This is a genomic window from Paenibacillus sp. FSL R5-0475 (assembly GCF_038004585.1).
Taxonomy (GTDB): Bacteria; Bacillota; Bacilli; order Paenibacillales; family Paenibacillaceae; genus Paenibacillus_AQ.
In genome coordinates, this window is record NZ_JBBORK010000001.1 from 61,409 (window position 1) to 87,590 (window position 26,182).

A 26,182-nucleotide genomic window follows, 5' to 3' on the forward strand; every position below is an offset into this window, starting at 1 on the left:
ACAAAAGAGAGTTTTTTTAGAGAAATTATTAAAAATATGAGTTACAGCACAAAGTTAAAGTTCTACAAAAGGCAAAAAACATCAAATAGTTTAGTTTTTGAGATTGCTGGTTTGAGATCAGCATGGCTACAATGCAAGTAACTTAGGACAAATTTCACAAAGGAAGGGATAGAAACGATGAACAAAACAAAAACAAGATATATCATCCCCCATACACATTGGGATCGAGAATGGCGTTACCCTATATGGGAAAATAGATTGTACCTTGTAAAACTAATGGACGAATTAATTGAGAGATGTGAACAATATAGTAAAAGAAGGGCTTAAATACTCTAATGCACAATTCTTACCTAATAATCAACCAAACTATTATAAAGTTATTATGGATTTGGGAAAAAGTATTGGAACTAAAGGGGAAACTAAAATTCAAGTTATTGTAGGAGCTGATGGTAAGATATGGACTTCTTATCCGATAAAGTAACAATAATCTTTCATTTTTCATTAGGTAATGATAAGGAAATTGAGAGAGAATTAGTTTTAGCAAAAAACTTTAAACTACTTGCCGATATTGAAGGTGAGATAGAAATCATCATTAACAATAAAATTTTCTTTTCAGAAAAATATCTTTTGCTATTAGAGTTTGGCATTGAACTTAAAAAGTGGTGGGTTAAGGTGAAATCTAATGAAAAAACGAGCTTTTCTTATGAAACAATGTCTTTTAATGAAGGTCCGATATTAGAGTTTGCACACATAGCTGAGGGAAAATGGAGAATTTTCTCTCAGTGGCAGAAATTTGATTGTAACCAAGAGATTCCTCAAAAGGTTTTAATGAACTCGGTCGAGAAATTCTTAGGGGAACTTGAGTCGCAGTTCGTAAAGTTATATTCTCTAAGAATTAACGACTTTATCGCCAAGTAATAGTACGGAGACACCAGATGACTTTGTTCTATGTGGTTCTTTTTTTGATGGGGGTACCAAGTGTCTATTGAACCCATCATTTTACCAATAACACATCTAATAATACCGTTACAAGGATTTTTGGATTTTATTTGTACGCACAAGAAATGCTTGGATTTTATATCCTAAATAACGCAATAGCGTTACGAATAACAGGTCGATTATGGTCAGATACCACCATCCCTTTACTCTTCCCTTTTAAAATTGTAAGATACAAACCTGTAAAAATAATGCAGTCTGTTTATAGTAGTAGTAAGTTTATTTCATTCCAGTTTACATCGTATCGTGTCCATAACCTCAAAAAATTCGATAATACTGGGGAAGACATGGAGGATCTGATCTCCATCGGAACTATTGGCCTGATCAAAGCCATCGAGAGCTATCGCCCGAACAAAGGGACAAAACTGGCCACATTTGCGGCTCGTTGTATTGAAAACGAAATTTTGATGCACCAAAGATCTTTGAAGAAGACCCGCAAAGATGTATCTCTGCACGACCCGATTGGGACAGATAAGGAAGGGAATGAAATCACTTTGATTGATATCCTCGGCTCCGAAGCGGATGATGTCATTAAAGAGGTCGATCTGAAGATTGAGAAGAGCAAGATTTATCGTAATCTTGATATTTTGGATGATCGGGAAAAAGAAGTTGTCGTTGGGCGATTTGGACTTGATACAGGTGGAGAAGAGAGGACGCAGAGGGAGATGCGAAGGAGCTTGGTATCTCACGGAGTTATGTGTCGCGGATAGAGAAGAGGGCACTCATGAAGCTTTATCATGAGTTTTATAAGGCGAAGCGGTGATTTTAAGTTATTTAGCTGTTGTGAAGTATACGTAGATTATTAACCTCCTTGGAAGAGTAAGGAGGTTTTTTTATTTTGTTGTTCAAAATTTCGATAATCAGCCGAACCTTTCTCAGTCATTCTTCCTTTTCCGGAGTTATTCTAAATGGGAAGGATGATTATGGAATGGTTGAGATCCATTCTGCTGGTCGTCTCTTTAAGCACATTAGGTTACTTTTCCTATGTTAAATCTTCCACGCCCATGGAAGAGGATATGAGAACACACTCCTCCAAAGTATTGGGTCAAACTGCGTTGTTGATGGATGAATACTTTGCTCATATTGCGAATTCAATACAGGTCGTATCTGTTAATCAAAATGTTATTGAAACTTTAAAATATTTCCAAAGGAACTCCGATTATAAAAATTATTTAAATAAGCAACAAGTTATCTGTATGTTGGGTGATATCCAGGCATTTAATCCGGATATTTGTAACATCATGATCTGGTAATAAAACAGCTTGCAGATCGGGGAGAACTTGAAGTGAACGTGTACCCGCATCGCTTTCGACATACTTATGCATGCCAACTCCTTGATAATGGTGCTCCATTAGATTTCATTCAAGGAATGCTAGGTCATGAGAAGGCATCGACCACTCAAGTCTACGCACGTCTCCGCGGCGAACGTCGGAGAGAACTTTATCGACGATACTTTTTGTTTGTAATGGCGACGGATCAGCTTTAGAATCCGTCGCTATTCAACTAAAGGGCAGTTTAATTAAACAATTAAATTAGAGTATTAATGACTTTTTCGCGATTGATTTGGTTTTATCAGATTTTATCGTATGAAACAGGTGGTAGACACATTAAAATGTCAGGATTTTATAAAGATATGTCTTTATAAAATAAATACTAGACGTATGGAATGATCTATTATTACTTCGAATACCCCACAATATGCGGAGATGTTAAGTGAAATACCAATAGTTAATTATTAAGAGGTTTTTTATGAGAGATCATGATTCAGAGTCCGAATTGGAATGGCCGAACCTTGTAGAAACAAAAGTGGAGTAAAAGCCTGAAAGCAATTATTTCCACGACGTATTATGACTAAGAAAGGCGTGATTATAGAAATGAAAAAAATCTATGTGGTAAACAAAACTCATTTTGATATTGGTTTTACCGATTTAGCAGAAAATGTCTTGCACAAGTATTGCCATGATTACATTCAAAACGCAATCACTTTAGCTGAAGACTTAAGAAAAGAGGGCAAAGACTTTGTTTGGACAACAGGTAGCTTTATTATTGAATATTACTTCAAAAACATGGATGAAGAAGCTTGTAAAAAGCTAGACGACGCCATAAAGAAAGGTTACATTCGCTGGCACGCAATCCCGTGTACGTTTGAATCTGAAACTATGACACCTCAAACTTTACATTACATGACTTCAATCTCAAAGAAGTTAGATGCTCGTTATGGATACAAAACAACAAGCGCAAAGATGACTGACGTCCCAGGACATACTATCGGGATTGTTGATGAGTTATATCGTCAAGGAATTAAATTCCTACACATTGGTGTAAATGGCTCGAGCTCAATTCCAGAAGTTCCAGATACATTTCTATGGAAGAATGGCGAAAGTGAGATAATTGTCTCTTATTCAGACGACTATGGTGGCGTAATCGGAATTGATTGCATAGATAACAAGCTGGCGTTTATGCATACTCATGATAATAGTGGTCCAGGAACAAAAGAGAAAATTAACGTCTTTTTGTCAAAAATGGCGAATGAGTATCCAGACTATGAGCTTGAATTGACTTCAATGGATCAGTTTGCAAATGAAATTTGGGAAGTACGTGACCAACTGCCAGTTATTACAGAGGAGATTGGGGACACATGGATTCATGGAATGATGTCTGATCCGAAAATCATTCGTGATTATCGGATTTTAACTAATTACATGTTTGATAACAAAATAGAAAATGATGATGCTAATTTCTATGCGATGTTAGTTCCAGAGCATACTTGGGGAATGGATATCAAACGCTATTTCAGTGACTATATGAATTATGAAAAGAAAGACTTCCAACGAGCGCGTAGTTTAGACCAAATTACGGATCTTGATTTAACCTACGCTTATGGAATTGTTAAAGATGCAACTGTTGGCGAAATGCAATTCACTTATAATGAGTGGACTGATCGTTCGTACAAATTTTATGAGTCTTCATGGAAAGAACAACGCAAGAACGTTGATCGTGCAATAGCTTGTTTGGAGCCTAAAGATCAAAATAACATTAAAAAACTTATCGAAGTTCCATATCATATCTTTGAAAACCAAGGTATTGAATGTGGTTTGGAAGAATTGATTTCGGTAAACGGGTATCAAGTTATGTTTGCTAGCGATGGTTCAATTAACCACTTAGAAAAGGATGGAACACTTTACTTTGATCAGGACAACAAACTCGGGGTTCTGAACTATACAATTGCTGGGCAAAATGACTATGATAACCTACGTTACAACTATTTGCGTGAATTACAACATAATTGGTGGGCGATTGACTTCTTAAAGCCAGGAATGGAAATTCAAAAACGAATTCAATTGAATGAAAATTTCACACCACATGTTGTGAAATTAGTTATGGAAAATGATTCGATTATTGCAACTTTAAAGTATAGCCAAAGAGCTGTGGAGGAGTATGGTGCTCCAAGAGTTGTAAAGGTTAAATATCAATTTGGAGATAAAGTTGAAATTGCACTATTATTAAAGGATAAAGATGCAATTCGTTATCCAGAAATTTATTCTTTTGACATTACACCACGTTTGAATTCGCCGTACTTAACTAAGATTCGTAAAATTGATACCGTTATTTCACCTTTTGAAGTGGTAGGTCACGGAAATAAGTTGCAACACATGATTGAAGAGTTAATTTACGATGGCAGCGATAAAAAAATCAATATTAAACCTATGGATGCCCCTCTTTTGGGAATCGGAACAAATAACAATCTAAGTTATAACAACAAATACCATCAAGACAACAATAAATTTACGTTTACACTATTGAACACAACATGGGGAACTAATTTCACGATGTGGTATGAAGAAGATATTTTTGCTCGTTTTGAGTTAGTGTTGGGATAACAATTTCCTGCGAACATAATGGGCATACGCCGATGCCTCTTCATCAAAAAAACAGTTTATTCTCTTATCTAGACTGTTTTTAAGGTACATTTAGACCGTTTAAGCGATATTCCTTCAAGATGTGTTTGATAAAGTATTCTCAGGCTAGGTCATCATCACGCTAACGGGACACGATAGCTCAATAACGACACAAAGGCAATCGATCAGTGGATCGGCTGCCTTTGTTCAGCTAACGGGCAGGATAGTTTAAATAATACGACAAAATACTCTCAGCATAGGTGCTTCCACGAATACAATCAGGAAGAAAGAGCTGAGCTGTTAGCAATCCGAATTCATATCATCGGCGGCTCAGGAAGCGGTAAATCCTACATAGCGGAGTTATTGAACGATAAACTCCATATCCCGCATTACGATCTAGACAATATTTTCTGGGATCATCAATCGAACGAGTATGGCGTAAAGGCACCGGAGGATGAGCGTGACCGCCGACTCAGAGAAATCATCGGTCTCGATTCATGGATCAAAGAAGGCGTATACAGGTCGTGGGTAGCGCCAAGTTTTGATGCTGTAGATAAGATCGTCGTACTGATGACGCCGTTGTCCGTTCAGGAGGAACGGATCTGGGAGCGTTATGAAGAGCGTATTGCGGACATCGTCCCAAACAAGAAGCGAGAGACGCTCGAAGGCATCCACAACTTGTTGGCATGGAATAAAGACTACAATCTGACGAAGCTGCCTAACTTGATCGACCATTGGGACTATAAGGACAAAAGGATCCTCGTTCGCGATAATTTGGATCTTCTTGAACTTCAATTGATGTGACTTGTTTTTTCTTTTTTCTTGTTCAACTAACGGGGAACGTTAGTTGAACGACAACAGCGGCAGTCTAAGACTTTATTTATCAAGTCTTGGTCCGCCGCTGCTTCTAATAATGGATCAGTCTAAAACTCATTTTTCAAAAGCTGACGATTTTTCATTTCAAAAACCGCGTTAAATCAACGACTCCAGTCTAATACTTTATTTTCACCAAACATAAATAACACTGTGCTGGTCATTTAACAAGTTAATTATGGAAATATATATTAAATAATGCATCCAGACTTGAGTGAACACAAATTGCACTTTGCTGTTCTTTACTAAGCTATAAGATAAAAAGAAGCGTTTATATAAATGATGAATCTTACGCAGGATATTGCTAAGCTGAAGGACAAATTGTCCAAGAATATAGCACAGATGAAATTGAGAAAAAACGAATAGGAACTTAACGTATGAATGAGACAATTGCACCGATGTTTGTGTTCCTGGAAAATTGGGAACGATCGTATTTGGTATGTTTTTTACATCGTATCGTGTCCATAACCTCAAGAAATTTGATAACACCGGAGAAGACATGGAGGATCTGATCTCCATCGGCACCATTGGCTTGATCAAAGCTATTGAGAGCTATCGCCCGAACAAAGGCACAAAGCTGGCCACTTTTGCTGCACGATGTATCGAAAACGAAATTCTGATGCACCTAAGATCCTTGAAGAAAACTCGTAAAGATGTATCTCTGCACGACCCAATTGGGACTGACAAAGAAGGTAATGAAATTACACTCATTGATATCCTCGGTTCGGAAGCGGATGATGTTATTAAAGAAGTGGATTTGAAGATCGAGAAGAGCAAGATATATCGAAACCTCGATATATTGGATGACAGGGAAAAAGAAGTTGTCGTTGGTCGGTTTGGATTGGATACAGGCGGGGAAGAGAGGACACAGAGGGAGATCGCGAAGGAGCTGGGAATTTCGCGGAGTTATGTTTCGCGGGTAGAGAAGCGGGCGCTGATGAAGCTTTATCATGAGTTTTATAAGGCTAAGCGCTAGGATCTTAGATAATAACTAAAGATTCACTATAGAGTGTTTTAATGGCGACTTGCCAACAGGGGAGTTGCTTTTTTGTTAATTTAAGTAGTTGGGCTAATTGAAAATAAAAAAAGCATATTCAGATAATTAAGTTTGTAACTGCTGAGGGCGGGGGGGGCGAACCCGTACGGTACTCACGTACAACAAGATTTTAAGTTCTGCGCTTCTACCTACTGCAATTCACCGTGATCCCGATCAGTTTGGTGGTCGGATCAGCCTCCTTCTCGGGAACAAGCGAGGTGCGACCCTCTGGAACTGCGCGTAATGGATGGAGGGAGTCCACTCCTGGAAGGGGACTCGCTTGCGGACCGGCATTGGAGAGGGGGGGCTTAGCGGGACAGCTCCCTTACATAGTATTAGACGGAATAACGGAATCGTGCAAAAAGTAACTTTCTTAGCTAAATAAAACTCTCCATCATTCTTATATAATAAAGGTAACAAGGTATCATAACTAGATAAAAGTTATTCTGTTGTAATCCGGTATAATACAAATGTAGTAGAAGGATATGCATGAAGAATGGTAAGTCATCAATACCCAAGAAGACTAGACGCAGTAGGGAGACTTCGGTTTCTCCCAACAAGGAGCTTGGATTAACATAAAATAACCTCCGCGAGTGAGAAGGATAGGATGGATGCATCATGAAAAAGTACGGGGCGGTCGTGATAGGCTGCGGTTATATGGGCTCTCTCCACTTGGACGCGATATCACGACAGGAGCGGGTCCGGTTGATCGGCGTGGCGGATTGGAACCGGGAGAGGGCCTCCTTAGTGGCAGGCCAATACGGAGCCGAGTGTTGGAGCACGGATTACCGGGCCTTGATCGAGCGTGACGATGTGGATCTGGTCATTATCGCCACGTACCCATCCTCCCATCTGGAGATCGCAAAAGATTGTCTCGCTGCAGGGAAACATATCCTATGCGAGAAGCCGATGGCGGGTAATGCACGGGAAACGCAGGGATTCATGAAGCTTGCCCGTGGAGCCAAAACCAAGGTCCTGATCGGTCACATCCTTCGCCATAACACCACGTACCAGGCGGTTATGAAGATGATCCGGGAGGGCGCTATCGGCTTCCCCTTGGTCATCCGGTTATCCCAATTGAAGCCCTCCAAAAATTGGGCTTCCCAATTGTCCCTGCTCCGGGATGTCTCACCGATCGTGGATTGCGGCGTCCATTATATCGATGTGATGCGTTGGGCTACAGGGGCGGAAGTGGTAAGCGTCAACGGGATCGGGCAGCGTCTCTATGAAGAAGTCCCACCGTACACTTACAATTACGGACTCATGACCCTCCGTCTGTCGGATGGCTCCATCGGCTACTTTGAGACGGGGTGGGGTAAGGGGCTTCCGACTGATAACCGTAAGGAATTCATCGGACCGGCAGGCCGGATCCGCATCATCTACAAGAACGATCGACCGCGAGAGGATCAGCATCTGGGAAATCTGGTCGAGGTCGAAGACTACCGGAAAGGAACGGTCCGGATGATCAATATGGACTTCTCCGTGAAGCCTACGGGTGCCCAACTGGACTATTTCCTGTCCATGCTGGAGAACAACTTGCCCGCTATACCGACTATGGAGGATGCATGCCGGGCGATGGATATCGCTCTCCTGGCCGACCGGGCGATCCATGAAGGAATTACGTTACCTTGCGCGAAATAAGGCTGGACCAACATGGTGATGGTAACAGGGGATGACCCGGTGTATGATATACACCTGCTGAAGGACTATATCGTCCACATCCATGTGAAGGACAGCATCCGACATCAGCCGGTCGATCCGAGGGATGTGTACGGTGCCGTCGGATACCAGCCGCTGGATCATCAACGGATTGCAGAGCTTGTAAGCTCCGGAGTCATATTCCAGGAGGTTCCGTTGGGCGAGGGGAAGGTAGATTTTGACGCCTACTTCGCCGCCTTGCAGGAGAGCGGATACGGGGGGATGCGCCCGAGAGGGATATAGAGCGGGCGGTCTCCTTCATCCGCCAATACATGTAACGGCAGACGGCCGTGCGAAATCTCGGGGATCGAAACTGCGTATTGGAAAACCGGGGAATCGCGGGTTTAAATAATCAAGTTAATTAATGGGGTTGTTTTGCTGTGTTAGCCCCAGTGGGATTCCGAACAGAAGGGAATGAACCATGGAAAGAAAATTAGAAACCTTAGTAATTTCCCGCCTGGCAAATCAGACGGGTGGTTCAGATACAGAAGAAGTCCAGATCATCAAGCAGTATCAATGGCTTAAAGGGTATAACCCGGTCGTTACAGCAAGATTAAATTACAGTCAGGAGGATCTGAAGCTTCAGTTTAAGGTTTACGAAAAGAATCCAATACGAACATATAGAAACATGAATGATCCCGTGTATAAGGATAGCTGCATCGAGTTCTTTTTTCAGCCTACTCCTGATTCGGACCAGCGCTATATGAATTTCGAATTTAATGCGAATGGCGCAATTCTCTTGCAGATAGGAGCGGATCGGTATGATCGCTTCCCAATCACTATCAATCCGGCACTTTTCCACGTCCTATGCACCACGGATCAAATCAATGATAAAGGAGAAGTGTATTGGGAATTAAGCTTTTCGATCTCATGGGCTTGGGTACAATCTTATTTTTCGGATTTTCGGGCAGTGCCGGGAAAAAGGATAAGAGGTAACTTTTACAAGTGCGGCGACGATACGACCTATCCGCATTTTGGAACATGGAGCAAAGTTCATTCGAACAAACCAGATTTTCATAGAAGCTGTGATTTTGGGATTCTGTACTTAGAGTAACTGCTAAATGCAGCGTCAATGAATAACTTCCGAAGCCGCATATACGGGGTTGGAGGTTTTTTTAGCGAGCGTAGTCGTGCAATTTTATCAGTACCAAATTTAATTCAGCACTTTGTAAATGAAGGTTGGGATTACGTCGATAGTAAGGGGATTGTTACATTTCTACCGATAGGTGATGATGATGATTTCAATTGGTTATGTGAAACTATTAATAGAAACAACATCTTGAATATTTTAAAAATTAATCAGGCACAAAAAGAAACAATTGGAATTCAACTGTTACGAAGAGATTCTAAAGCCGGATGCGATTTGCTTATATTTAATACGAATGAGATGGTTTTCAGTTTATCGATATATAGGAATAAAATTGTAGTTGAAAGTGATATTGATATTACCGACTTTACTTGGTATTTGGAAAAAGCCTCTTTCCTGGAATGTTCCCTTCAAATAATGTTCAGTCCGTTGTTTCTGTATTTTTTTGTTTATCAGGAGAAATGCCGGGAGCTGTGATCTCTGGTTCGTCGCCCTGTAAAGCACCCACGATTTCTTCCAGCTTACCTGTTGCCCCCATATCGCCAGCCAGGTTTGAATCGGGTTCGGTTATGAGATCAACACCCGGGCCGCGTCCATCAAGCGGAGCTTTCTTGTCGTCCTTCATTTAATCGTCTCCTTTCTGTGTAATCTTTGTATTTCTTTCCAATCCAAATCAAGAAAATATGATATAATGACGTCGTTATTGTAAGTTGCATTTTTAATATGAAAATAGGATGGACAATATGAGGGGATATATTCATAACGTCGATAAAAAACGATTGCTTATTATGATTATCGGCAATGTATTTCTGGGCATGGGAATTAGTATTTTCAAGCTGTCCGGTATGGGGAATGATCCCTTCAGCGGTATGGCAATGGCACTTGCAGAGAGCGTCGGTATAACATATGCGAATTTTTTGATCTTACTGAACCTTGTATTGTTTGTAATCGAATTCATAACAGGACGAAAGTTTATTGGAGTCGGGACTTTCGTAAACGCAATTCTTTTAGGATATATTGCTACTTTCTTTCATAATAATTGGCTATCTCTGTTCGGCGAACCTCATTTGTTATGGCAGCGAGTGGTTATCGTAGCAATTGGCGTGGTGGTATGCAGTTTTGGGGTGTCCCTGTATCAGACATCGAAGGTAGGAGTAGCTCCCTACGACAGCTTGTCCCTGATTATGAGAGAGAACTTCCCTAAAATATCTTATTTTTGGCACCGGATGTTTACGGATGCTCTTTGTGCTCTGATTTGTTTCCTGGCAGGAGGCATTGTAGGCTTAGGAACTTTGGTGTCAGCACTTGGTCTGGGACCCATCATTCATTTTTTTGATGTGAATTTTACGGAGAAGCTTCTGGCAAAAAGGCGTACCAATTAAAAAGTTTATGAATTAAAGAAAGGCGGGGCAGATCAATCTGCCCCGCCTTTACTGTAATTTGAAGGTACATTCCTAATGAGCGGATAAACTTTTTATTTTATTATTTTTATGGATATCTTCCGTACCACTATCCAAGGCAGTCTTGTAGTAGAAGCATTTGTGTTCTATGACTTCCATCGTTTTTTTTAATTCTTCCATCTGCGCTTCTACGGAAGCTTTCCGCTCCAGAAACATGTCATATCTTTGCTGTAAGGTGGAATCCCCCTCTGAGCACCACTCAATGAAATGTTTTATTTCTTTAATTGGCATCCCGGATGACTTCAGGCATTCAATTACCTTTAAAGCGTCCATATCGGATTGTTTGAATATACGTTTACCGCCGGAGGTTCTTTCTATAGAAGGGAAAAGACCTTCCTTGTCATAGTAACGCAGGGTATGTGGCGTCATGTTAAAGGACTCTGCAACTTCACTTATGGAGTATGTCTTCATCATCTATCTCCAATCTTAAATATATTTTGTGCTTGACTTAGAGTTAACTTTAAGTAATAACATATGTTTTGTAAAGCTGACGTTTTAGATTTTATTATTAACCAGAAGAGAGGTTTCACTATGATAAAAGTTAATGCACGCGCTACATTCAGTCAGGAAGGTCCATTCAAGCTAACCACAATCGAACGCCGAGAACTGCAGCCGCACGATGTTCTTATTGAGATTAAATACGCTGGCATTTGCCACTCGGACATTCATACTGCCCGGGGGGAATGGGGACCCGTCAACTATCCACTCGTTCCGGGGCATGAGATCGCCGGAATTGTCAGCCAGATTGGTTCTGAAGTCACAAAGTACTCAGTGGGTGACCGGGTAGGGGTAGGTTGTATGGTTGACTCCTGTGGAGAGTGCAGTAATTGCCATAAAGGTGAGGAGCAGTATTGCCTGAGTGGAAATACGGGCACCTATGGAGCTATCGACCGGTACGGGCAGTATACGCAAGGCGGCTACTCCACTCATATCGTCGTAACCGAGGATTTTGTGGTTCGGATCCCTGACAGTATTCCGCTTGATGCTGCTGCACCGCTTCTGTGTGCAGGAATCACCACCTATTCACCTCTGCGTCATTGGGGTGCCGCTCCCGGTAAAAAAGTAGCTGTAGTGGGTCTTGGTGGGCTTGGACATATGGCTGTGAAGATCGCTCATGCCATGGGGGCTGAGGTTACTGTTTTATCACAGTCCCTGAAGAAGAAGGAAGACGGATTGCAATTAGGGGCGGATCATTATTATGCCACTAGCGATCCGGAGACATTTAAACAGCTTGCCGGTTCGTTCGATCTAATCGTAAATACTGTAAGCGCGCAGATTAATATCGATGCCTATCTTTCGCTCTTGGCGCTGGATGGTACATTAGTCAATGTCGGTGCGCCTGCTGATCCTTTGGCAGTAAACGTATTCTCGCTGATCGGCCACCGCCGCTCGTTTGCCGGATCGATGATTGGCGGAATTCGTGAAACTCAAGAAATGCTTGATTTCTGCGCTGAACATAATATTGCATCTGAAATCGAGGTCATTTCTGCTGATCGGATTGATGAAGCCTGGGAGCGTGTCCTTGCTTCAGATGTCCGTTACCGGTTCGTCATCGACATCAGCACGATGGGGAATGAATAAGAGACGCCCTCTTTGTTGACATCACATCGTGCATCGGCTTGATTAATGCCATTAAGAGCTATCGTCCCAATAAAGGGAGTAGACGGTCATTCTTGTAGTCTAACAAACATAAAGAACCCAAGCGATTGAATTTTAAATCGCTTGGGTTCTTTGCTTCATTTTCATAGGTTATTTTTTTATCTCAAAATTATGAATTCATCAACTGATATTAGGTGTAGAGTCTCTTATGATGAGTTTGGTATAAATATGAGAAACCTGATAGGGTTGCTTCGGATCATGAATTCGGGAAAGTAGCATTTCGGCTGCTTTGACACCCATCTCATTACTATAAATATGAACCGTAGTAAGATGGGGTTCTACAATGCTTGATTCAGGACCGTTATCAAAACCACAAATGACGATGTCGTTAGGAATGGAAAGCACATTTTTGAGTGACTTCATAAAGGTAACCGCAATATAATCGTTAGCACACACGAAAGCAGAAGGGAGCTCATTGATTTGACTTAGTCTAGTATCTGCCCACTCTGGACTTGAGAAAAATAGTTGATCGTCATCGAGAATGCATTGTGTGAGATCAAGCTGAATCCCAGATTCTATTAGTGCGCGATTAAAGCCCACCCATCTTTCATTAAAACTCCTACAGTGATTATAGTCCCCGATGAACCCCAGTGATTTGTAACCGCCCTCAATTAACTTTTTGGTAAGTTGGTATGTGCTGTGTTCGTTCTCCATGAGAAGTACATCTGCTTGGAATTCAGGGTAACAGACATCTGCAGAGCAGTCGATGAAAATAGTTGGAATACCTAGATTTGTAATCAACTTACTATATTCCGAATTGAACAACTCAATACAAATAATTCCGTCTACATTGGAGACATCAAAATTATTTGGAAGAGACAGGGACTCTTGATCAATGTCTCTAATAATGTGCATGGATAAATTATATCCCTCTGCACTGATTCTTTTTTCCATGCCACTGATCAGTTTCGACCCAAAATGGGAAGTGTTAGGTAAGTTTTCTGTCAATAAAGCGATGTTTCCAGAGTTTCTTGATTGAACACTCTCGGTGTCCATAAATGCAAATTGTTTATATTTTAACTCTATTGCTTTCTTAATTACTTTGTTTCTGGTTTCATCAGGTATACCGTTCGTTCCATTTAGGGCTTTAGAAGCTGTATTTCTGGAGATTCCTAAAGCATCCGCGATATCTTGTATGGTTACTTTTTCTCTGGCCACCTATGTAATTCACCTCTATATTCTTGTTCTTAATATTCGCCACAAATAGTGTACTATTTGCCATTATTCCAACTCTCTTTAATGTATATTAGTTTGCTAAAAATAGCAACATGATATTTACAAATGCACAATTTAGTTTACATTTTATTAGGTTGAATATGTGCAAAAAAATAGCTTTGTTTTCATATTTTAGAGAAAATCATGAGATTAAAGTATATATCCTTATTTAATTTGGCTGTATTTGTAATTATGTAAAATAGTATACGTCATTTATGAACAGAATAATTTGTCATATGCACATAAATATTTTTACAAAATGTATTGACGGACGATTAAGTGTTTGGTAAATTGTAAAAGCAGCAGGACATAAGTGAGATTGAAAGCCCTTACTGCATCAAGATGTAAACATTGATAAGAACGGAGGTAAAGGCATTGCATAACCCAATAGAAGCCGAACACGGAATAACGGTGACGCGACATAAGAGTTCCTTAATGGATTATTTAAAGAAGCACTACTTTCTTTATATTTTGCTCGCACCAGCTGTGATTCTGACCCTTATTTTTAAATACGGTCCTATGTATGGTGCGATTATAGCCTTTAAAGATTTCAGCCCAATCAAAGGAATCATGGGGAGTGAATGGGTAGGTTTGTACAACTTCGAGAAATTCCTTTCTTCTCCCAATTTCGAAGTGATCTTTTTGAATACGCTTAAATTAAGTTTCTTCGGATTAATTCTGAGTTTTCCAATTCCGATCCTGCTTGCCTTAATGTTGAATCAAATTCGCCGTGCAGGCGTCAAAAAGAACATTCAATTGTTCTTGTATGCACCTAACTTTATTTCTGTTGTCGTTGTGGTCGGGATGTTGTTTATCTTCTTGTCCCCAACGGGACCGATTAACCAGTTTTTTACCTGGCTTACAGGTGAACCAATTATGTTCATGTCTCGTCCCGAGTACTTCCGTTCGATTTACATTTTATCTGATATTTGGACCGGAGCCGGTTGGGCATCCATTATTTATGTAGCAGCGCTTGCTAATGTCGATCCTGAGTTACATAATGCAGCCAATCTCGATGGCGCTAATCTTCTACAAAGAATACGCCATATCGATCTGCCAACCATTCGTCCAATTATGGCTATCGTATTTATCCTTGCAGCTGGTGGGATTATGTCCATTGGCTTCGAAAAAGCCTATCTCATGCAAACGGCGATGAACTTACCAACCTCAGAAATCATTCCGACTTACGTTTATAAAATTGGTTTGCAGTCGGGCGATTATGCCTATTCAGCCGCAGTAGGATTGTTTAACTCTATCATCAACATCGTCTTGCTCCTCACAGTTAACTTCACCGTGAAGAAACTGAATGAGGGTGAAGGTCTTTACTAAGAAAGGAGCAACAAGCTATGCCTATTAAACATTCCGGATTAGATCGCTTTATCGTCGTGCTGAACGCGATCTTCCTGACACTGGCCGTACTTATCATCGTACTTCCTTTGATTTATGTAGTGATTGCTTCTTTTATGGATCCATCTGTGCTGCTCAGTAAAGGATTATCATTCAATCTTTCAGACTGGTCATTAGAAGGGTATAAAAAAATTCTTTCTAATCCGGCCATGATCCGAGGTTTTGGAAACTCTGTTTTATACTCTGTTTCATTTGCTATGATTACCGTTCTCGTCTCAATCTGTGCAGGGTACGCACTGTCCGATGACAGGCTCAAAGGAAAAGGGTTCTTCATGACATTGTTTATTATCACCATGTTCTTTGGGGGTGGACTCATACCTACATATCTGCTCGTTAAGAACCTTGGTCTGCTTGATACGGTATGGGCGGTGATCATTCCAGGGGCAGTCAATGTTTGGAACATTATTCTCTCTAGAACTTTCTTCAAAGGAGTTCCGAATGAAATGAAGGAAGCCGCTAATGTAGATGGAGCTTCGGAGATGCGGATTTTCTTCAGTGTCGTATTACCGCTCTCCAAACCGATTGTTTTTGTGCTCGCTCTTTATGCCTTTGTTGGCCAGTGGAATTCCTACTTTGACGCTATGATCTATTTAGATAATCCTAATCTTCATCCACTGCAGCTCGTGTTGCGTTCCATCTTGATCCAGAATCAGGTAGATCCGGGCATGATCAGCGATCAACTCGCCATGGCGGAAATGAAACGATTGTCTGAAATCATCAAGTATGCTGCCATCGTTGTTTCCAGTTTGCCACTCATTGTTATGTATCCGTTCTTCCAGAAGTACTTTGAAAAAGGTGTTATGGTCGGTTCCCTTAAGTAGGAAACAGGCTGCACATAGATAAAGATTAATTCATTCATATCTAATTTGGAGGTCATACCCTATGAAAAGAATTAAGAAATCAAGAGTTTCGACGAAAGCAGCTTCTGTAACTGTACTTGCTTCACTTATGTTCCTTAGTGCATGCGGTGGAGGAGGAGGGGGAAGTGCAGCTAGTAAAGAACAGGACGCCAGCGGTAAAGTAACTTTGAACTTTATTACGCAAAGCTCTCCACTTGCACCAACTGATCCAAATGAAAAACTGATTAATAAACGTCTTGAAGAAAAGACGAATGTTCATATTAATTGGAAGAATTTCACGAAAGACGTATTTGTTGAAAAAAGAAACTTGGCTGTGGCAAGTGGTGATCTTCCTGATGCAATTTTTAATGCGGACTATAGTGACTATGAGCTGCTCAAGCTTGCTAAAGATGGTGCCATCGTTCCGCTGAATGATCTCATCGAAAACAATATGCCAAACTTCAAAAAGGTGCTGGAAGAAGCACCAGAATATAAGAGTATGATTACGGCACCAGATGGCAATATTTATGCCTTTCCATGGATTGAAGAGCTGGGTAGCGGTAAAGAAAGAATCCAGGCGGTAGATAGTATGCCTTGGATCAATGTGGAATGGCTTAAGAAGCTTGGCCTTGATATGCCTAAAACAACAGAAGAATTAAAGGAAGTATTAATTGCATTCAAGACAAAAGATCCAAATGGCAACGGTAAGGCTGACGAAATTCCATTGTCCTTTATTAACAAGCCGGGAGCAGAAGATCTGGCATTCCTATTTGCTTCGTTTGGATTGGGTGAGAACCCTGACCATGCGGTTGTGAGCAATGATGGGAAAGTGATATTTACGGCGGCACAAGAAGACTACAAGGAAGCAGTTTCTTTTATTAACGAGCTGTATAAAGAAGGACTCATTGATATTGAAGCCTACACACAAGACTGGAGTACTTACCTTGCAAAAGGAAAGGATCAGAAATACGGACTTTACTTCTCATGGGATAAGGCCAACATCACCGGAGATAATGACAGCTACGAAGTTATGCCTCCACTTGCTGGACCCGATGGTGAAGTTAACGTAACAAGAACGAACGCGCTTGGTTTGGGAAGAGGTAAGATGGTTGTCACAAGCGCCAATAAGAACTTGGAAACGACAGCGAAATGGGTTGATCAACTCTTCGATCCGATTCAATCTGTACAGAACAACTGGGGGACGTATGGAGATGAAAAACAGCAGAATATTTTCGAATTTGATAAAGAAAAAGGAATGCTGAAACATTTGCCGCTGGAGGGTGCAGCTCCTGTAGAACTACGTGAGAAAACAAGTGTCGGTGGACCCCTAGCTATTCTTGATTCTTATTATGGGAAATACACAACCATGCCGGATGATGCCAAAAGCAGAATGGATATTATCAAGAATATCATGGCGCCAAAGATGAAAGCAGAAAACGTAATGCCGAGTGTATTCCACTCCATTCAAGAGCTTGATCGCCTTACGACAATTGAAACGGATCTTTTTGCCTACGTGCTTAGAATGCGCACAGAATGGTACCAAAACGGTAAAATCGAAGCGCAGTGGGATGAATATCTGAAAGAATTGGATCGTCTGGGCTTGCAAGAATGGCTTGAAATTAAACAAGGCGGATATGATAGAGCAACCCAATAACAAATGATTAATATTGTGGGATGAAGGCCGTGTTCCATGCAGTTACACTGCTATACACGACCTTCATCTATATAAAGAGAGATGATCTTAGAACGGGAGTAAAGGAGAAAACAATAATGTCTACGATTGCGAAACAAAATTACCGAGGTGTGTATCATTTTTCTCCTAAGGAAAAGTGGATGAACGATCCAAACGGAATGGTTTATTTTGAGGGTGAATATCATTTGTTCTTTCAGCACCATCCGGGTGGAATGACCATGGGAGCTATGCACTGGGGCCATGCGGTCAGCAAGGATCTTGTTACATGGGAGGAACTGCCTATCGCTCTCGCTCCAGATGAATTAGGTATGATTTTTTCCGGCAGTGCTGTAGTTGACTGGAATAATACGACTGGATTTTTTGAAGGTAAACCAGGTTTAGTAGCGATTTTTACGCATCATTTGGATATGCCAGAAGGCAAGCCAGCCATTCAGCGTCAAAGCTTGGCCTACAGTAAAGATAACGGAAGAACCTGGACGAAGTATGAAGGAAACCCGGTACTTGAACATGATACATTCATTGATTTCCGTGACCCCAAAGTATTTTGGAATCAAGATACGAATCAATGGGTGATGATTGTAGCTTGTGGTCAAACGGTGTGTTTATATCATTCTCCTGATCTAATTAACTGGACATATGCCAGCGAATTTGGTAACGGAATCGGTTCTCATGACGGGGTATGGGAATGCCCAGACTTGTTCCCACTTGCTATTGATGGCGATCATTCGAACACGAAATGGGTGATGCTTGTGAGCATCGGTGCGGATCCCGCTTTTGTCGAAGGGTCAAGAACTCAGTATTTCACAGGGGATTTTGATGGAGAAGTGTTCACGCCAGATGAAGATTCGATAAAAGTTCGCTGGATTGATTATGGAAGAGATAATTATGCAGGTGTAAGCTGGTCCGATATACCGGCTGAAGATGGAAGACGACTATTTATCGGCTGGATGAGCAACTGGATGTATGCTAACAAGACGCCGGCAGAAGAATTCCGCGGCGCGATGACGATTGCAAGGGAACTTCAACTCGAATCAAGACAAGGGGAGATCTTTCTTGTACAGAAGCCGGTACAAGAGTTGGAATCTGCTCGTGTACAAGTCCTTTCTGTGAAAGAGGCAACGGTGCAAGAAATCAATACTCTTCTTAAGGAGATTCACTTGGAATCTTATGAGATTATAGCTGAGTTTACTCGAGGTAAATCTGTAGGCTTCAAAGTAAGAGTAGGTGCGGATAGTCAAACAATAATCGGTATTAACGGTGAGACAGAGGAGCTTTATGTAGATCGGATGGCTTCAGGTCAGCATGATTTCCACGAACATTTCGTAGGACATCATTCAGCCAAGCTCGAAGCGCTTGATGAGTCAAATGATCTCCGTATTTTTGTGGATCGCTCTTCAGTTGAGGCGTTCAGTAATGGTGGTCAGGCAGTGATTACGGATCTTATATTCCCTGGACTAGAATCTAAAGGTATAGCTGTGTTTGCAGAAAATGAGAATGACTTGCTGATTTCTCTGGATATCTCTGAGCTTACTCCCTCTGCTGAGCAAGACAAGAATTAGTCATCGAGAGGAGTCATGTATATGCGTATAGGAGCGATTGAAGCTGGCGGGACGAAGTTTATATGTGGCATTGGGAATGTAAATGGGGAAATTGAAGATCAGATTAGTTTCCCAACAGAACATCCTGAGGTGACGTTGCCCAAAGTTATTCAATATTTTCAAGGCAAGCAAGTAGAAGCTATCGGAATTGGATCGTTTGGTCCGATTGATATTCACACAGATAGCAGGGCGTATGGTTACGTTACAACAACACCAAAGCCAGGGTGGGGAAATTACGATATGCTGGGCACTTTGAAAAGAAACTTTTCGGTTCCTTTTGGATGGGACACGGATGTCAATGCAGCGGCATTTGGTGAAGCCAAATGGGGCGCTGCTCAAGGGTTATCCAGCTGTTTGTACTATACAGTTGGCACGGGTGTTGGTGTGGGAGTGTATTCAGAAGGTAAACTCATTCATGGTCTTGTACATCCTGAAGGGGGTCATGTTCTTACGAGACGCCATCCTGACGATGTATTCCCAGGGGGATGTCCCTATCATGGGGACTGCCTAGAAGGGATGGCGGCAGGTCCTGCTATTGAAGCAAGGTGGGGGAAGAAGGGCCATGAACTTCCTATGGATCATCTTGCATGGGAAATGGAAGCATTTTATATTGCACAGTCGATTACGGGTGCTATATTGCTTAACTCTCCTCAGAAAATCATTCTGGGTGGTGGTGTTATGCAGCAGTCACAATTGTTTCCACTGATCCGTCAGGCTGTGCTTCAGAACCTGAACGGCTATGTCAGCTCAAGTACTATTTTGGAACACATAGATGAGTATATCGTTCCACCAGGACTAGGCCAACAGGCGGGATTATGCGGTGCTCTGGCTCTTGGACTCACAGCACTGGAAAGTAAGATTTCTGCTCAATTGTAAAAGAATATATAGAGGAGGTCAGTGCAGTAACGAATTGGCCTCCTTCTTGTTTTTCAAAATTAATGATAGAAAAAGAGGGCAAAGAAGATGAAAAATAAAGGAAAAGTCGCAATATGCTTTCTTATGGCAACAGGACTTGTAATGACTTCAGCAGGCATTTATGTAGCAAATCCCGGGACTGGATGGGCTGCGCTCGCTGAACAGGAGGTAAGCAAACGAGCTAAGGAGGGACTTTCTATTTTTGAAAGCGTAACCAATACAAATACGAATTTGACAGGTTGGCAAATAAAAGGAAAAGGTAACTTGGTGGATACTCCTGAAGGAATCTTACTGTCTTCCGATCCAAAAGAAAATGTAATGGCAATCTCCGAAACGGTGTCAGAGGATTTTATCTATGAAGCTGACGTCATGATTAAGGATATGCAAGCTGACGCGACCTTATTGTTCCGTTCTAATGAAGATGGCTGGGGTTCCTACATGCTCCAAATCGTACCGAATGCAGGTATGATTCGTTTACAAGACGCAAGTGGTGGTGAAGGGAAATTAAAAGAGGAGCGAAAAGTTACAGTCAAGGTAGGCGAAATCTATCATCTCAAGGTGAAAGCAGAGGGGTCATCGCTGAAAGTATATTGGGACAATGCATATAAACCTGTTATTGAGGTTCAGGATAACGCGTATCGTACAGGTAAGCTAGGACTCAATGTATGGGATGGTTCTGTTTTGTTCCAAAACATAATCGTAAGTGATCTGAAAGGAAATCTAGGTGCTGTGGTTACAAATCAAGGACAATGGCAGCCTAATATCAGCGGCAAAAAAGGAATGGTAGCAAACCAGAGTAAGTCACTGCAAATATATAACAAACAAGCTGCTGATTTTGTATATGAAGGTAATATATCTCTTCGTCCTGATTCTGTTGCAGCGCTCCCCTTTCGTTCATCGGCTGATGGAACAAAGGGATATGAAGCTGCCCTTACGAAGGAAGGAAATCAGGTCCGTGTAAGCTTGACGAAAGCTAACGGAACAAACATTGCAAGTTCACAGCATACCTATCCAAGTCAGACCGGAGCAAAACATCACGTAGAGATAAAGGCAAGTGGAAACAGAATTCAGGTCTTCCTAGACGGATACACCCCGGCTGCAATCGATCTAACAGATAAAACCTACACCGATGGATATGCAGGAATCGTCGTTAAACAAGGAACGGCTTACTTCCAGGATACTTATGTGACGGATGCTAGCAGTTATTATAATGAAAAATATCGTCCTCAATATCACTATACGCCAATTCGTGGTTCTGCAAGTGATCCGAATGGACTGGTCTATTTCGAAGGAGAATATCATCTATTCCATCAGGACGGAGGCACATGGGCACATTCTGTCAGTAAAGATATGCTGAACTGGAAGCGGCTTCCGATTGCGCTACCGTGGAATGATCATGGACATGTCTGGTCTGGATCGGCTGTGGCAGATTTGACGAATGCATCAGGCTTGTTCGGGGATTCAGGAGGTAAGGGGCTAATTGCCTACTACACTTCCTATAATCCCGATGGCCCGAATGGGAATCAGCGTATCGGTCTTGCATACAGCAAGGACCAAGGTCGTACTTGGGAATATTCCAAGGAACGTCCAATTGTTATTGGAAATCCCGGCGATAATGGAGATGAGCCTGGAGGTTGGGATTTCCGTGATCCGAAAGTGATTCGTGATAACGACAATAACAGGTGGGTAATGGTTGTATCCGGTGGAGATCATATTCGTTTCTTTACTTCAACGAATCTACTTGATTGGACCCTGACAGATAGTTGGGGATACGGGGACTATGTTCGCGGCGGTGTATGGGAATGTCCGGATTTGCTTCAGCTTTCGGTAGACGGAACATCACAGAAGAAGTGGGTTCTGATGATTAGTACAGGAGCGAATTCAAAAACAGGCGGATCAGATGCTGAATATTTTGTGGGTCATTTAACAGCGGAAGGTAAATTCGTAAATGATAATCCGGCAGGCATAGTATTGCGAACTGATTTTGGAAAAGAATTCTATGCATCAATGTCTTTTTCAAACATGCCAGATCATCGCAGTGTAATGATGGCTTGGATGACAAACTGGGACTATCCGTTTGCTTTTCCAACGAACCATTGGAAGGGCGTACTGTCAATCCCAAGGGAAGTCTCATTAGTAACGACTAAAGATGGGATTCAGCTCGTTCAAAGCCCAATCAAGGAGCTCCAATCGCTGCGTAGTCAGCTGTATTCTACAGCTAATAAAGTGGTGAGTCCTTCTTCTCAGAACCTACTGAAAGGCGTTACTTCTGGTGCATACGAGATTGAAGCTGAAGTAGAAATTCCTGCAGACAGTCAGGTAAGTGAATTTGGTTTTAACGTTCGTGTAGGTGGAAGTCAGAAAACGGTAGTTGGATATAAACCTAGTGAGAGTCAGATTTTCGTGGATCGGTCTGCATCTGGTTTGACGGATTTTTCGAGTTTATTTAGTACAAGACATGAAGCGTCAATGCAAACGGAGAATAAGCGTATTAAGATGCGTATCCTTGTAGACGAGTCTTCTGTTGAGGTTTTTGGCAACAACGGTAAAGTCGTTTTCTCTGATGTCATTTTTCCGGATCCAGCCAGCAGAGCTTTGAGCTTTTACACCAATGGAGGCAACGTAAAGGTCGTATCTCTGAAGGTGAATCGGTTAGGCTCTGTATGGAATCAGGAGTCCAATTCCGCTACCAAGATAATGATGGATACAAATGATCGTGAACTGAGCAAGGGGCAAAGCGACAAACTCTTGGCAATGGTAGAGAATGGAACAGGCAATGGTGCACAGCCGCTGAAATGGAATTCCAGTAACAAAGATGTAGTTGAACTAAACATGGCAGATAACTCACAGGCAACCATTGTAGGAAAAAAAGAAGGCGAGTCTATCATTACTGTCTCTACTCCAAATGGGAAGACATCAACAAGCGTATTAGTTAAGGTAACTGATGGTGAATTTCATACGAACTTAGGTGGATGGACTAAAGATCTTTCTGCAGCCTCTTGGGTCATTAGTGAAAATGGAATTCGTGGAAATTACTTGAGTGACGCGAATTATATCGCAGCGAAGCAGGCTGGAGACTTTACTTATGAAGCAGATATGATGTTAGGGAAATCCGGGGGAGCAGGCTCTATGTTGTTCCGCGCCAGCGAAGATGGACGCAGCGGATACTACTTAAATCTGGATCCGAATATGAAGTCCGTACGTCTCTTTTATAAAATCGAAGGCCGTTTTGAAGAGCGTCAAATACTGGCGAAAGTTCCGACGTTCATTCAGCCGGGTCAAACCTATAAAGTAAAAATCGAAGCGAAGGGCCCGCATATTGTAGTTTATGTGGACGGGCAGAAAGTGATCGACCTGCAGGATGGCACTTTTGCAGAAGGTTGCTTTGGATTACATGTATTTGGTGGATATGTTTCATATCAAAACGTTAACGTGAGCGGAGAAACACCTGCCAACTTGACCACATCCAGTCTAGTAAATGCAAAACTACACAAATCTCTCTATACAGCAAATCTTGCAAATGGTGAAGCTGTTACCCTGAAGGATGCGAATGATTCTACGGATCAGAAGTGGGTATTCGTGCCGACGGGGGATGATGCAGGTTCCTATTCCATTCGTACAACAGCCGGTCAGGCGCTTGATCTAGACACAGGGCAAAATAAAATTCAGTTATACCCTTATCTCGGATATAACAATCAGCGTTGGATTTTTCACAAAAATGATGATGGTACCGTAAGTATTATTTCTGCTCATCATAAGAAAGCGCTGGAAGTATCAGCGGATGGAACAACATTGTCTCTAAGCGAATTTGATCCTACTCTTGATCGGCAAAAATGGGTAATTACGAATTAACATGAGAATGATGGAACTAATGGGAGAGCGGCTAAAATTGGCGGCTCTTCTTAAGAAGTCGATCTTAAGATTGAAACTACGAGTTTCACTTATCGCATATAGCAGCTTATGTGTAAAAATGCTAAATAAGCAGAGCAGTGCTTCTCCTGTTGGGGTAGGAGTGCGGCTCTGCTTATTAACGTTGCTGCAAGTGAATATTTTGATCCGCTGATTCTGCCGCTATGAAAGAGATGAATCTTTAAAGTTGAAATATTTAAAAATCAGGTTGAAAAATGCTATTTTCCCTAATGGAAAATCATGACACAATATCAATAAAGCGCTTACTTCATAAAAACATCCCAAGTTCATGAATACTCTATACCACTTTTTTAAAAAAAATCACGATATTAAATGTCGTATCAACTGGTCAAAATTTCGGATTCGAAGCAAAGGTTGAAATTATTAAAAAAGTTGGTACTAAACGTTTAACTCAATTACTTAGGGGGGCAAACGGTTAGACATATCTAAGTAATTATGAAGGGGGAGAGGGAATTGAGAGTAGGTAAAGTATTCGGGGTAGGTATTCTTTCAACTACACTAGCATTAAGTGTCATTGGGTGTGCGAAAGACGAGAAAAACACAGCAACCAAGGCAACTGATGCACCTAAAGCATCCGAGAACGCAACTTCCAAGCCTGAGGAGAAGGTCAAGATTATCTATTCGATGTGGGGAAGTGCGGAAGAGGGAAATGTAACCCAGGGAGTGGCGGATAAGTTTAATGCTTCTCAAGACAGAATTGAAGTAGAAGTACAAGCGATCCCTTGGGAAAACTACATGACCAAGCTGAATACAATGGCAACGGCAGAGCAATTGCCTGATACAGGGATGCTCAGGGAAGATGGTGTCGTTCAGTGGTCTACCCAAGGCATGCTGAATGATGTAAATACAATGTATGAAGGAAGCGACAGCAAACCACTGGATAGCTTAGCCTACAAATATCAAGGGAAAACCGTAGCCTATGCGGCTGCCAATGAAATCTTACTCCTCTATTACAATAAAGACATGTTCGACAAAGCCAATGTACCCTATCCTCCAGCCGTTTTGGATAAAGCGTGGACATGGGACGAATTTGTAACAACAGCGAAGAAGCTGACCATTGATAAAAATGGTAAACATCCTGATGAGAGTGGCTTTAATGAGCAGAGTATTGTTCAGTTTGGCGCATCCGTTGAGAACTTACCATGGCAGCTCGAGACCTGGGCGCTTGGTAATGGCGGGGGGTTCTATTCGGGTGATGGGACTGAGGTGAGAATTGGAGAAGACGCCAGTATAGAGGGAATTCAGAAGGTTGCAGATCTTTACTTGAAGGATCATGTTGCTCCGTTGTCTGTCGGACAGACTGATGATGGTATTCAACGAACCATTATCGCGGGAACTGTCGCCATGGCTACTAACGGTGCGTGGAACGTGGGAACTAGTCTGAATAAGGCCAAGGAAGAAGGCCTGAACTATGGCGTTGCTGTATTGCCTTACATGAAGGATAAGGTTACCCTCAACACGGGTGGAGCCAATGTCGTGTTCTCCCAGACTAAGCATCCAAAAGAAGCGATGGAATGGCTGAAGTGGTACAACTCTGAAGAAAATAACTGGGGACTCATTAGTTCAGGAATCTGGATGCCGACGCTGGAGAAATGGTATACGGATGAAACCCTTACCCGTAAATGGGTAGAGAACCCTAACTTCCCTGCTTATGAAGAATACAAATCTGCAGTAGTTGATTATGCTCAATCTTCTGCTGTAAAACCAGCATCGTGGTTCTATACGAATCATACGACGGAGTTTAACACCTTGCTTGGATCGATTCTAGGGGATGTGTGGACTGGAAAGACGACCGCTAAGGATGCTATCACGAAAAACCTCGATGCTTTGAAAGCTGCGAATAAAGGTAGTAACTAAGGTCTGGAAGGATGGCCGCT

At 41.8% G+C, this 26,182-nt stretch carries 21 protein-coding genes and 2 pseudogenes; 20 read left to right on the forward strand and 3 right to left on the reverse strand.

Going from position 1 to position 26,182, the window contains the following annotated elements; genetic code table 11:
- Nucleotides 1-289: 289 nt before the first annotated feature.
- The 11 genes and pseudogenes from MKX41_RS32260 to MKX41_RS00255 all read left to right on the forward strand — a co-directional run bounded on the left by MKX41_RS32260 (nucleotide 290) and on the right by MKX41_RS00255 (nucleotide 9,556).
- Complete coding sequence (locus MKX41_RS32260; protein ID WP_445671299.1) at nucleotides 290-481, forward strand: hypothetical protein; 192 nt, start codon at nucleotides 290-292, stop codon at nucleotides 479-481.
- Nucleotides 457-918 carry a DUF7878 domain-containing protein gene (locus MKX41_RS00210; protein WP_340968036.1) on the forward strand — a complete coding sequence of 154 codons (462 nt, stop codon included), beginning with the start codon at nucleotides 457-459 and terminating at the stop codon, nucleotides 916-918. Before MKX41_RS32260 ends, MKX41_RS00210 begins: the two co-directional genes overlap by 25 nt.
- A 329-nt stretch (nucleotides 919-1,247) precedes the next feature.
- Nucleotides 1,248-1,759 (forward strand): annotated as a pseudogene (sigK, locus tag MKX41_RS00215) (RNA polymerase sporulation sigma factor SigK); the annotation flags it as partial.
- Nucleotides 1,760-1,919: 160 nt separating this feature from the next.
- A complete protein-coding gene (locus tag MKX41_RS00220) occupies nucleotides 1,920-2,249 on the forward strand; it encodes a hypothetical protein (RefSeq protein ID WP_340968038.1) in 330 nt (109 codons plus the stop codon).
- 32 nt (nucleotides 2,250-2,281) lie between these two features.
- The gene (locus MKX41_RS00225) at nucleotides 2,282-2,482 is read left to right on the forward strand and encodes a site-specific integrase (RefSeq protein ID WP_340968039.1); all 201 of its coding nucleotides are present in this window, start codon (nucleotides 2,282-2,284) and stop codon (nucleotides 2,480-2,482) included.
- A 388-nt stretch (nucleotides 2,483-2,870) separates the two neighbouring features.
- Entirely contained in the window at nucleotides 2,871-4,877 is a 2,007-nt protein-coding gene (locus MKX41_RS00230) for a DUF5054 domain-containing protein (protein ID WP_179085753.1), read from the forward strand.
- A 381-nt stretch (nucleotides 4,878-5,258) separates the two neighbouring features.
- Nucleotides 5,259-5,699 carry a hypothetical protein gene (locus MKX41_RS00235; protein WP_340968041.1) on the forward strand — a complete coding sequence of 147 codons (441 nt, stop codon included), beginning with the start codon at nucleotides 5,259-5,261 and terminating at the stop codon, nucleotides 5,697-5,699.
- A 508-nt stretch (nucleotides 5,700-6,207) separates the two neighbouring features.
- Complete coding sequence (sigK, locus tag MKX41_RS00240; RefSeq protein ID WP_340968044.1) at nucleotides 6,208-6,744, forward strand: RNA polymerase sporulation sigma factor SigK; 537 nt, start codon at nucleotides 6,208-6,210, stop codon at nucleotides 6,742-6,744.
- Nucleotides 6,745-7,461: 717 nt separating this feature from the next.
- A complete protein-coding gene (locus tag MKX41_RS00245) occupies nucleotides 7,462-8,445 on the forward strand; it encodes a Gfo/Idh/MocA family protein (RefSeq protein WP_340974778.1) in 984 nt (327 codons plus the stop codon).
- Between the two features lie 9 nt (nucleotides 8,446-8,454).
- A pseudogene (locus MKX41_RS00250) lies at nucleotides 8,455-8,780 on the forward strand (sugar phosphate isomerase/epimerase family protein); the annotation flags it as partial.
- A 143-nt stretch (nucleotides 8,781-8,923) separates the two neighbouring features.
- On the forward strand, nucleotides 8,924-9,556 hold the full coding sequence (locus MKX41_RS00255) for a carbohydrate-binding family 9-like protein (protein ID WP_340968046.1): 633 nt from the start codon (nucleotides 8,924-8,926) through the stop codon (nucleotides 9,554-9,556).
- Between the two features lie 454 nt (nucleotides 9,557-10,010).
- Here MKX41_RS00255 and MKX41_RS00260 read toward each other — a convergent pair whose 3' ends face one another.
- Nucleotides 10,011-10,214, reverse strand: coding sequence for a hypothetical protein (locus MKX41_RS00260; protein WP_340968048.1), 204 nt, complete (start codon nucleotides 10,212-10,214; stop codon nucleotides 10,011-10,013).
- A 118-nt stretch (nucleotides 10,215-10,332) separates the two neighbouring features.
- Between MKX41_RS00260 and MKX41_RS00265 the strand changes: the two genes are divergently transcribed.
- Nucleotides 10,333-10,971, forward strand: coding sequence for a YczE/YyaS/YitT family protein (locus MKX41_RS00265; RefSeq protein WP_340968050.1), 639 nt, complete (start codon nucleotides 10,333-10,335; stop codon nucleotides 10,969-10,971).
- A gap of 72 nt (nucleotides 10,972-11,043) precedes the next feature.
- On the opposite strand, the gene MKX41_RS00270 is transcribed toward MKX41_RS00265, so the two are convergent.
- On the reverse strand, nucleotides 11,044-11,460 hold the full coding sequence (locus tag MKX41_RS00270) for a MerR family transcriptional regulator (RefSeq protein ID WP_149647909.1): 417 nt from the start codon (nucleotides 11,458-11,460) through the stop codon (nucleotides 11,044-11,046).
- Nucleotides 11,461-11,580: 120 nt separating this feature from the next.
- Between MKX41_RS00270 and MKX41_RS00275 the strand changes: the two genes are divergently transcribed.
- A complete protein-coding gene (locus tag MKX41_RS00275; protein ID WP_340968051.1) occupies nucleotides 11,581-12,630 on the forward strand; it encodes an NAD(P)-dependent alcohol dehydrogenase in 1,050 nt (349 codons plus the stop codon).
- A 198-nt stretch (nucleotides 12,631-12,828) separates the two neighbouring features.
- Here the strand turns inward: MKX41_RS00275 and MKX41_RS00280 are convergent, their stop codons facing one another.
- Entirely contained in the window at nucleotides 12,829-13,866 is a 1,038-nt protein-coding gene (locus tag MKX41_RS00280; protein WP_076298182.1) for a LacI family DNA-binding transcriptional regulator, read from the reverse strand.
- Nucleotides 13,867-14,358: 492 nt separating this feature from the next.
- Between MKX41_RS00280 and MKX41_RS00285 the strand changes: the two genes are divergently transcribed.
- The 7 genes from MKX41_RS00285 (at nucleotide 14,359) to MKX41_RS00315 (ending at nucleotide 26,162) form a co-directional block, all read left to right on the forward strand.
- A complete protein-coding gene (locus MKX41_RS00285; RefSeq protein ID WP_081382700.1) occupies nucleotides 14,359-15,252 on the forward strand; it encodes an ABC transporter permease in 894 nt (297 codons plus the stop codon).
- 17 nt (nucleotides 15,253-15,269) lie between these two features.
- On the forward strand, nucleotides 15,270-16,151 hold the full coding sequence (locus MKX41_RS00290; RefSeq protein ID WP_042125286.1) for a carbohydrate ABC transporter permease: 882 nt from the start codon (nucleotides 15,270-15,272) through the stop codon (nucleotides 16,149-16,151).
- A 61-nt stretch (nucleotides 16,152-16,212) separates the two neighbouring features.
- Nucleotides 16,213-17,823 carry an ABC transporter substrate-binding protein gene (locus MKX41_RS00295; protein WP_042185869.1) on the forward strand — a complete coding sequence of 537 codons (1,611 nt, stop codon included), beginning with the start codon at nucleotides 16,213-16,215 and terminating at the stop codon, nucleotides 17,821-17,823.
- 116 nt (nucleotides 17,824-17,939) lie between these two features.
- A complete protein-coding gene (locus tag MKX41_RS00300; RefSeq protein WP_339245970.1) occupies nucleotides 17,940-19,421 on the forward strand; it encodes a glycoside hydrolase family 32 protein in 1,482 nt (493 codons plus the stop codon).
- Between the two features lie 21 nt (nucleotides 19,422-19,442).
- Nucleotides 19,443-20,336 (forward strand): ROK family protein, encoded by an 894-nt coding sequence (locus MKX41_RS00305; protein WP_340968052.1) that lies wholly within the window; start codon nucleotides 19,443-19,445, stop codon nucleotides 20,334-20,336.
- Nucleotides 20,337-20,423: 87 nt separating this feature from the next.
- Complete coding sequence (locus tag MKX41_RS00310) at nucleotides 20,424-24,227, forward strand: GH32 C-terminal domain-containing protein (protein ID WP_340968053.1); 3,804 nt, start codon at nucleotides 20,424-20,426, stop codon at nucleotides 24,225-24,227.
- A 531-nt stretch (nucleotides 24,228-24,758) separates the two neighbouring features.
- Entirely contained in the window at nucleotides 24,759-26,162 is a 1,404-nt protein-coding gene (locus MKX41_RS00315; RefSeq protein WP_340968054.1) for an ABC transporter substrate-binding protein, read from the forward strand.
- Nucleotides 26,163-26,182: the final 20 nt, after the last annotated feature.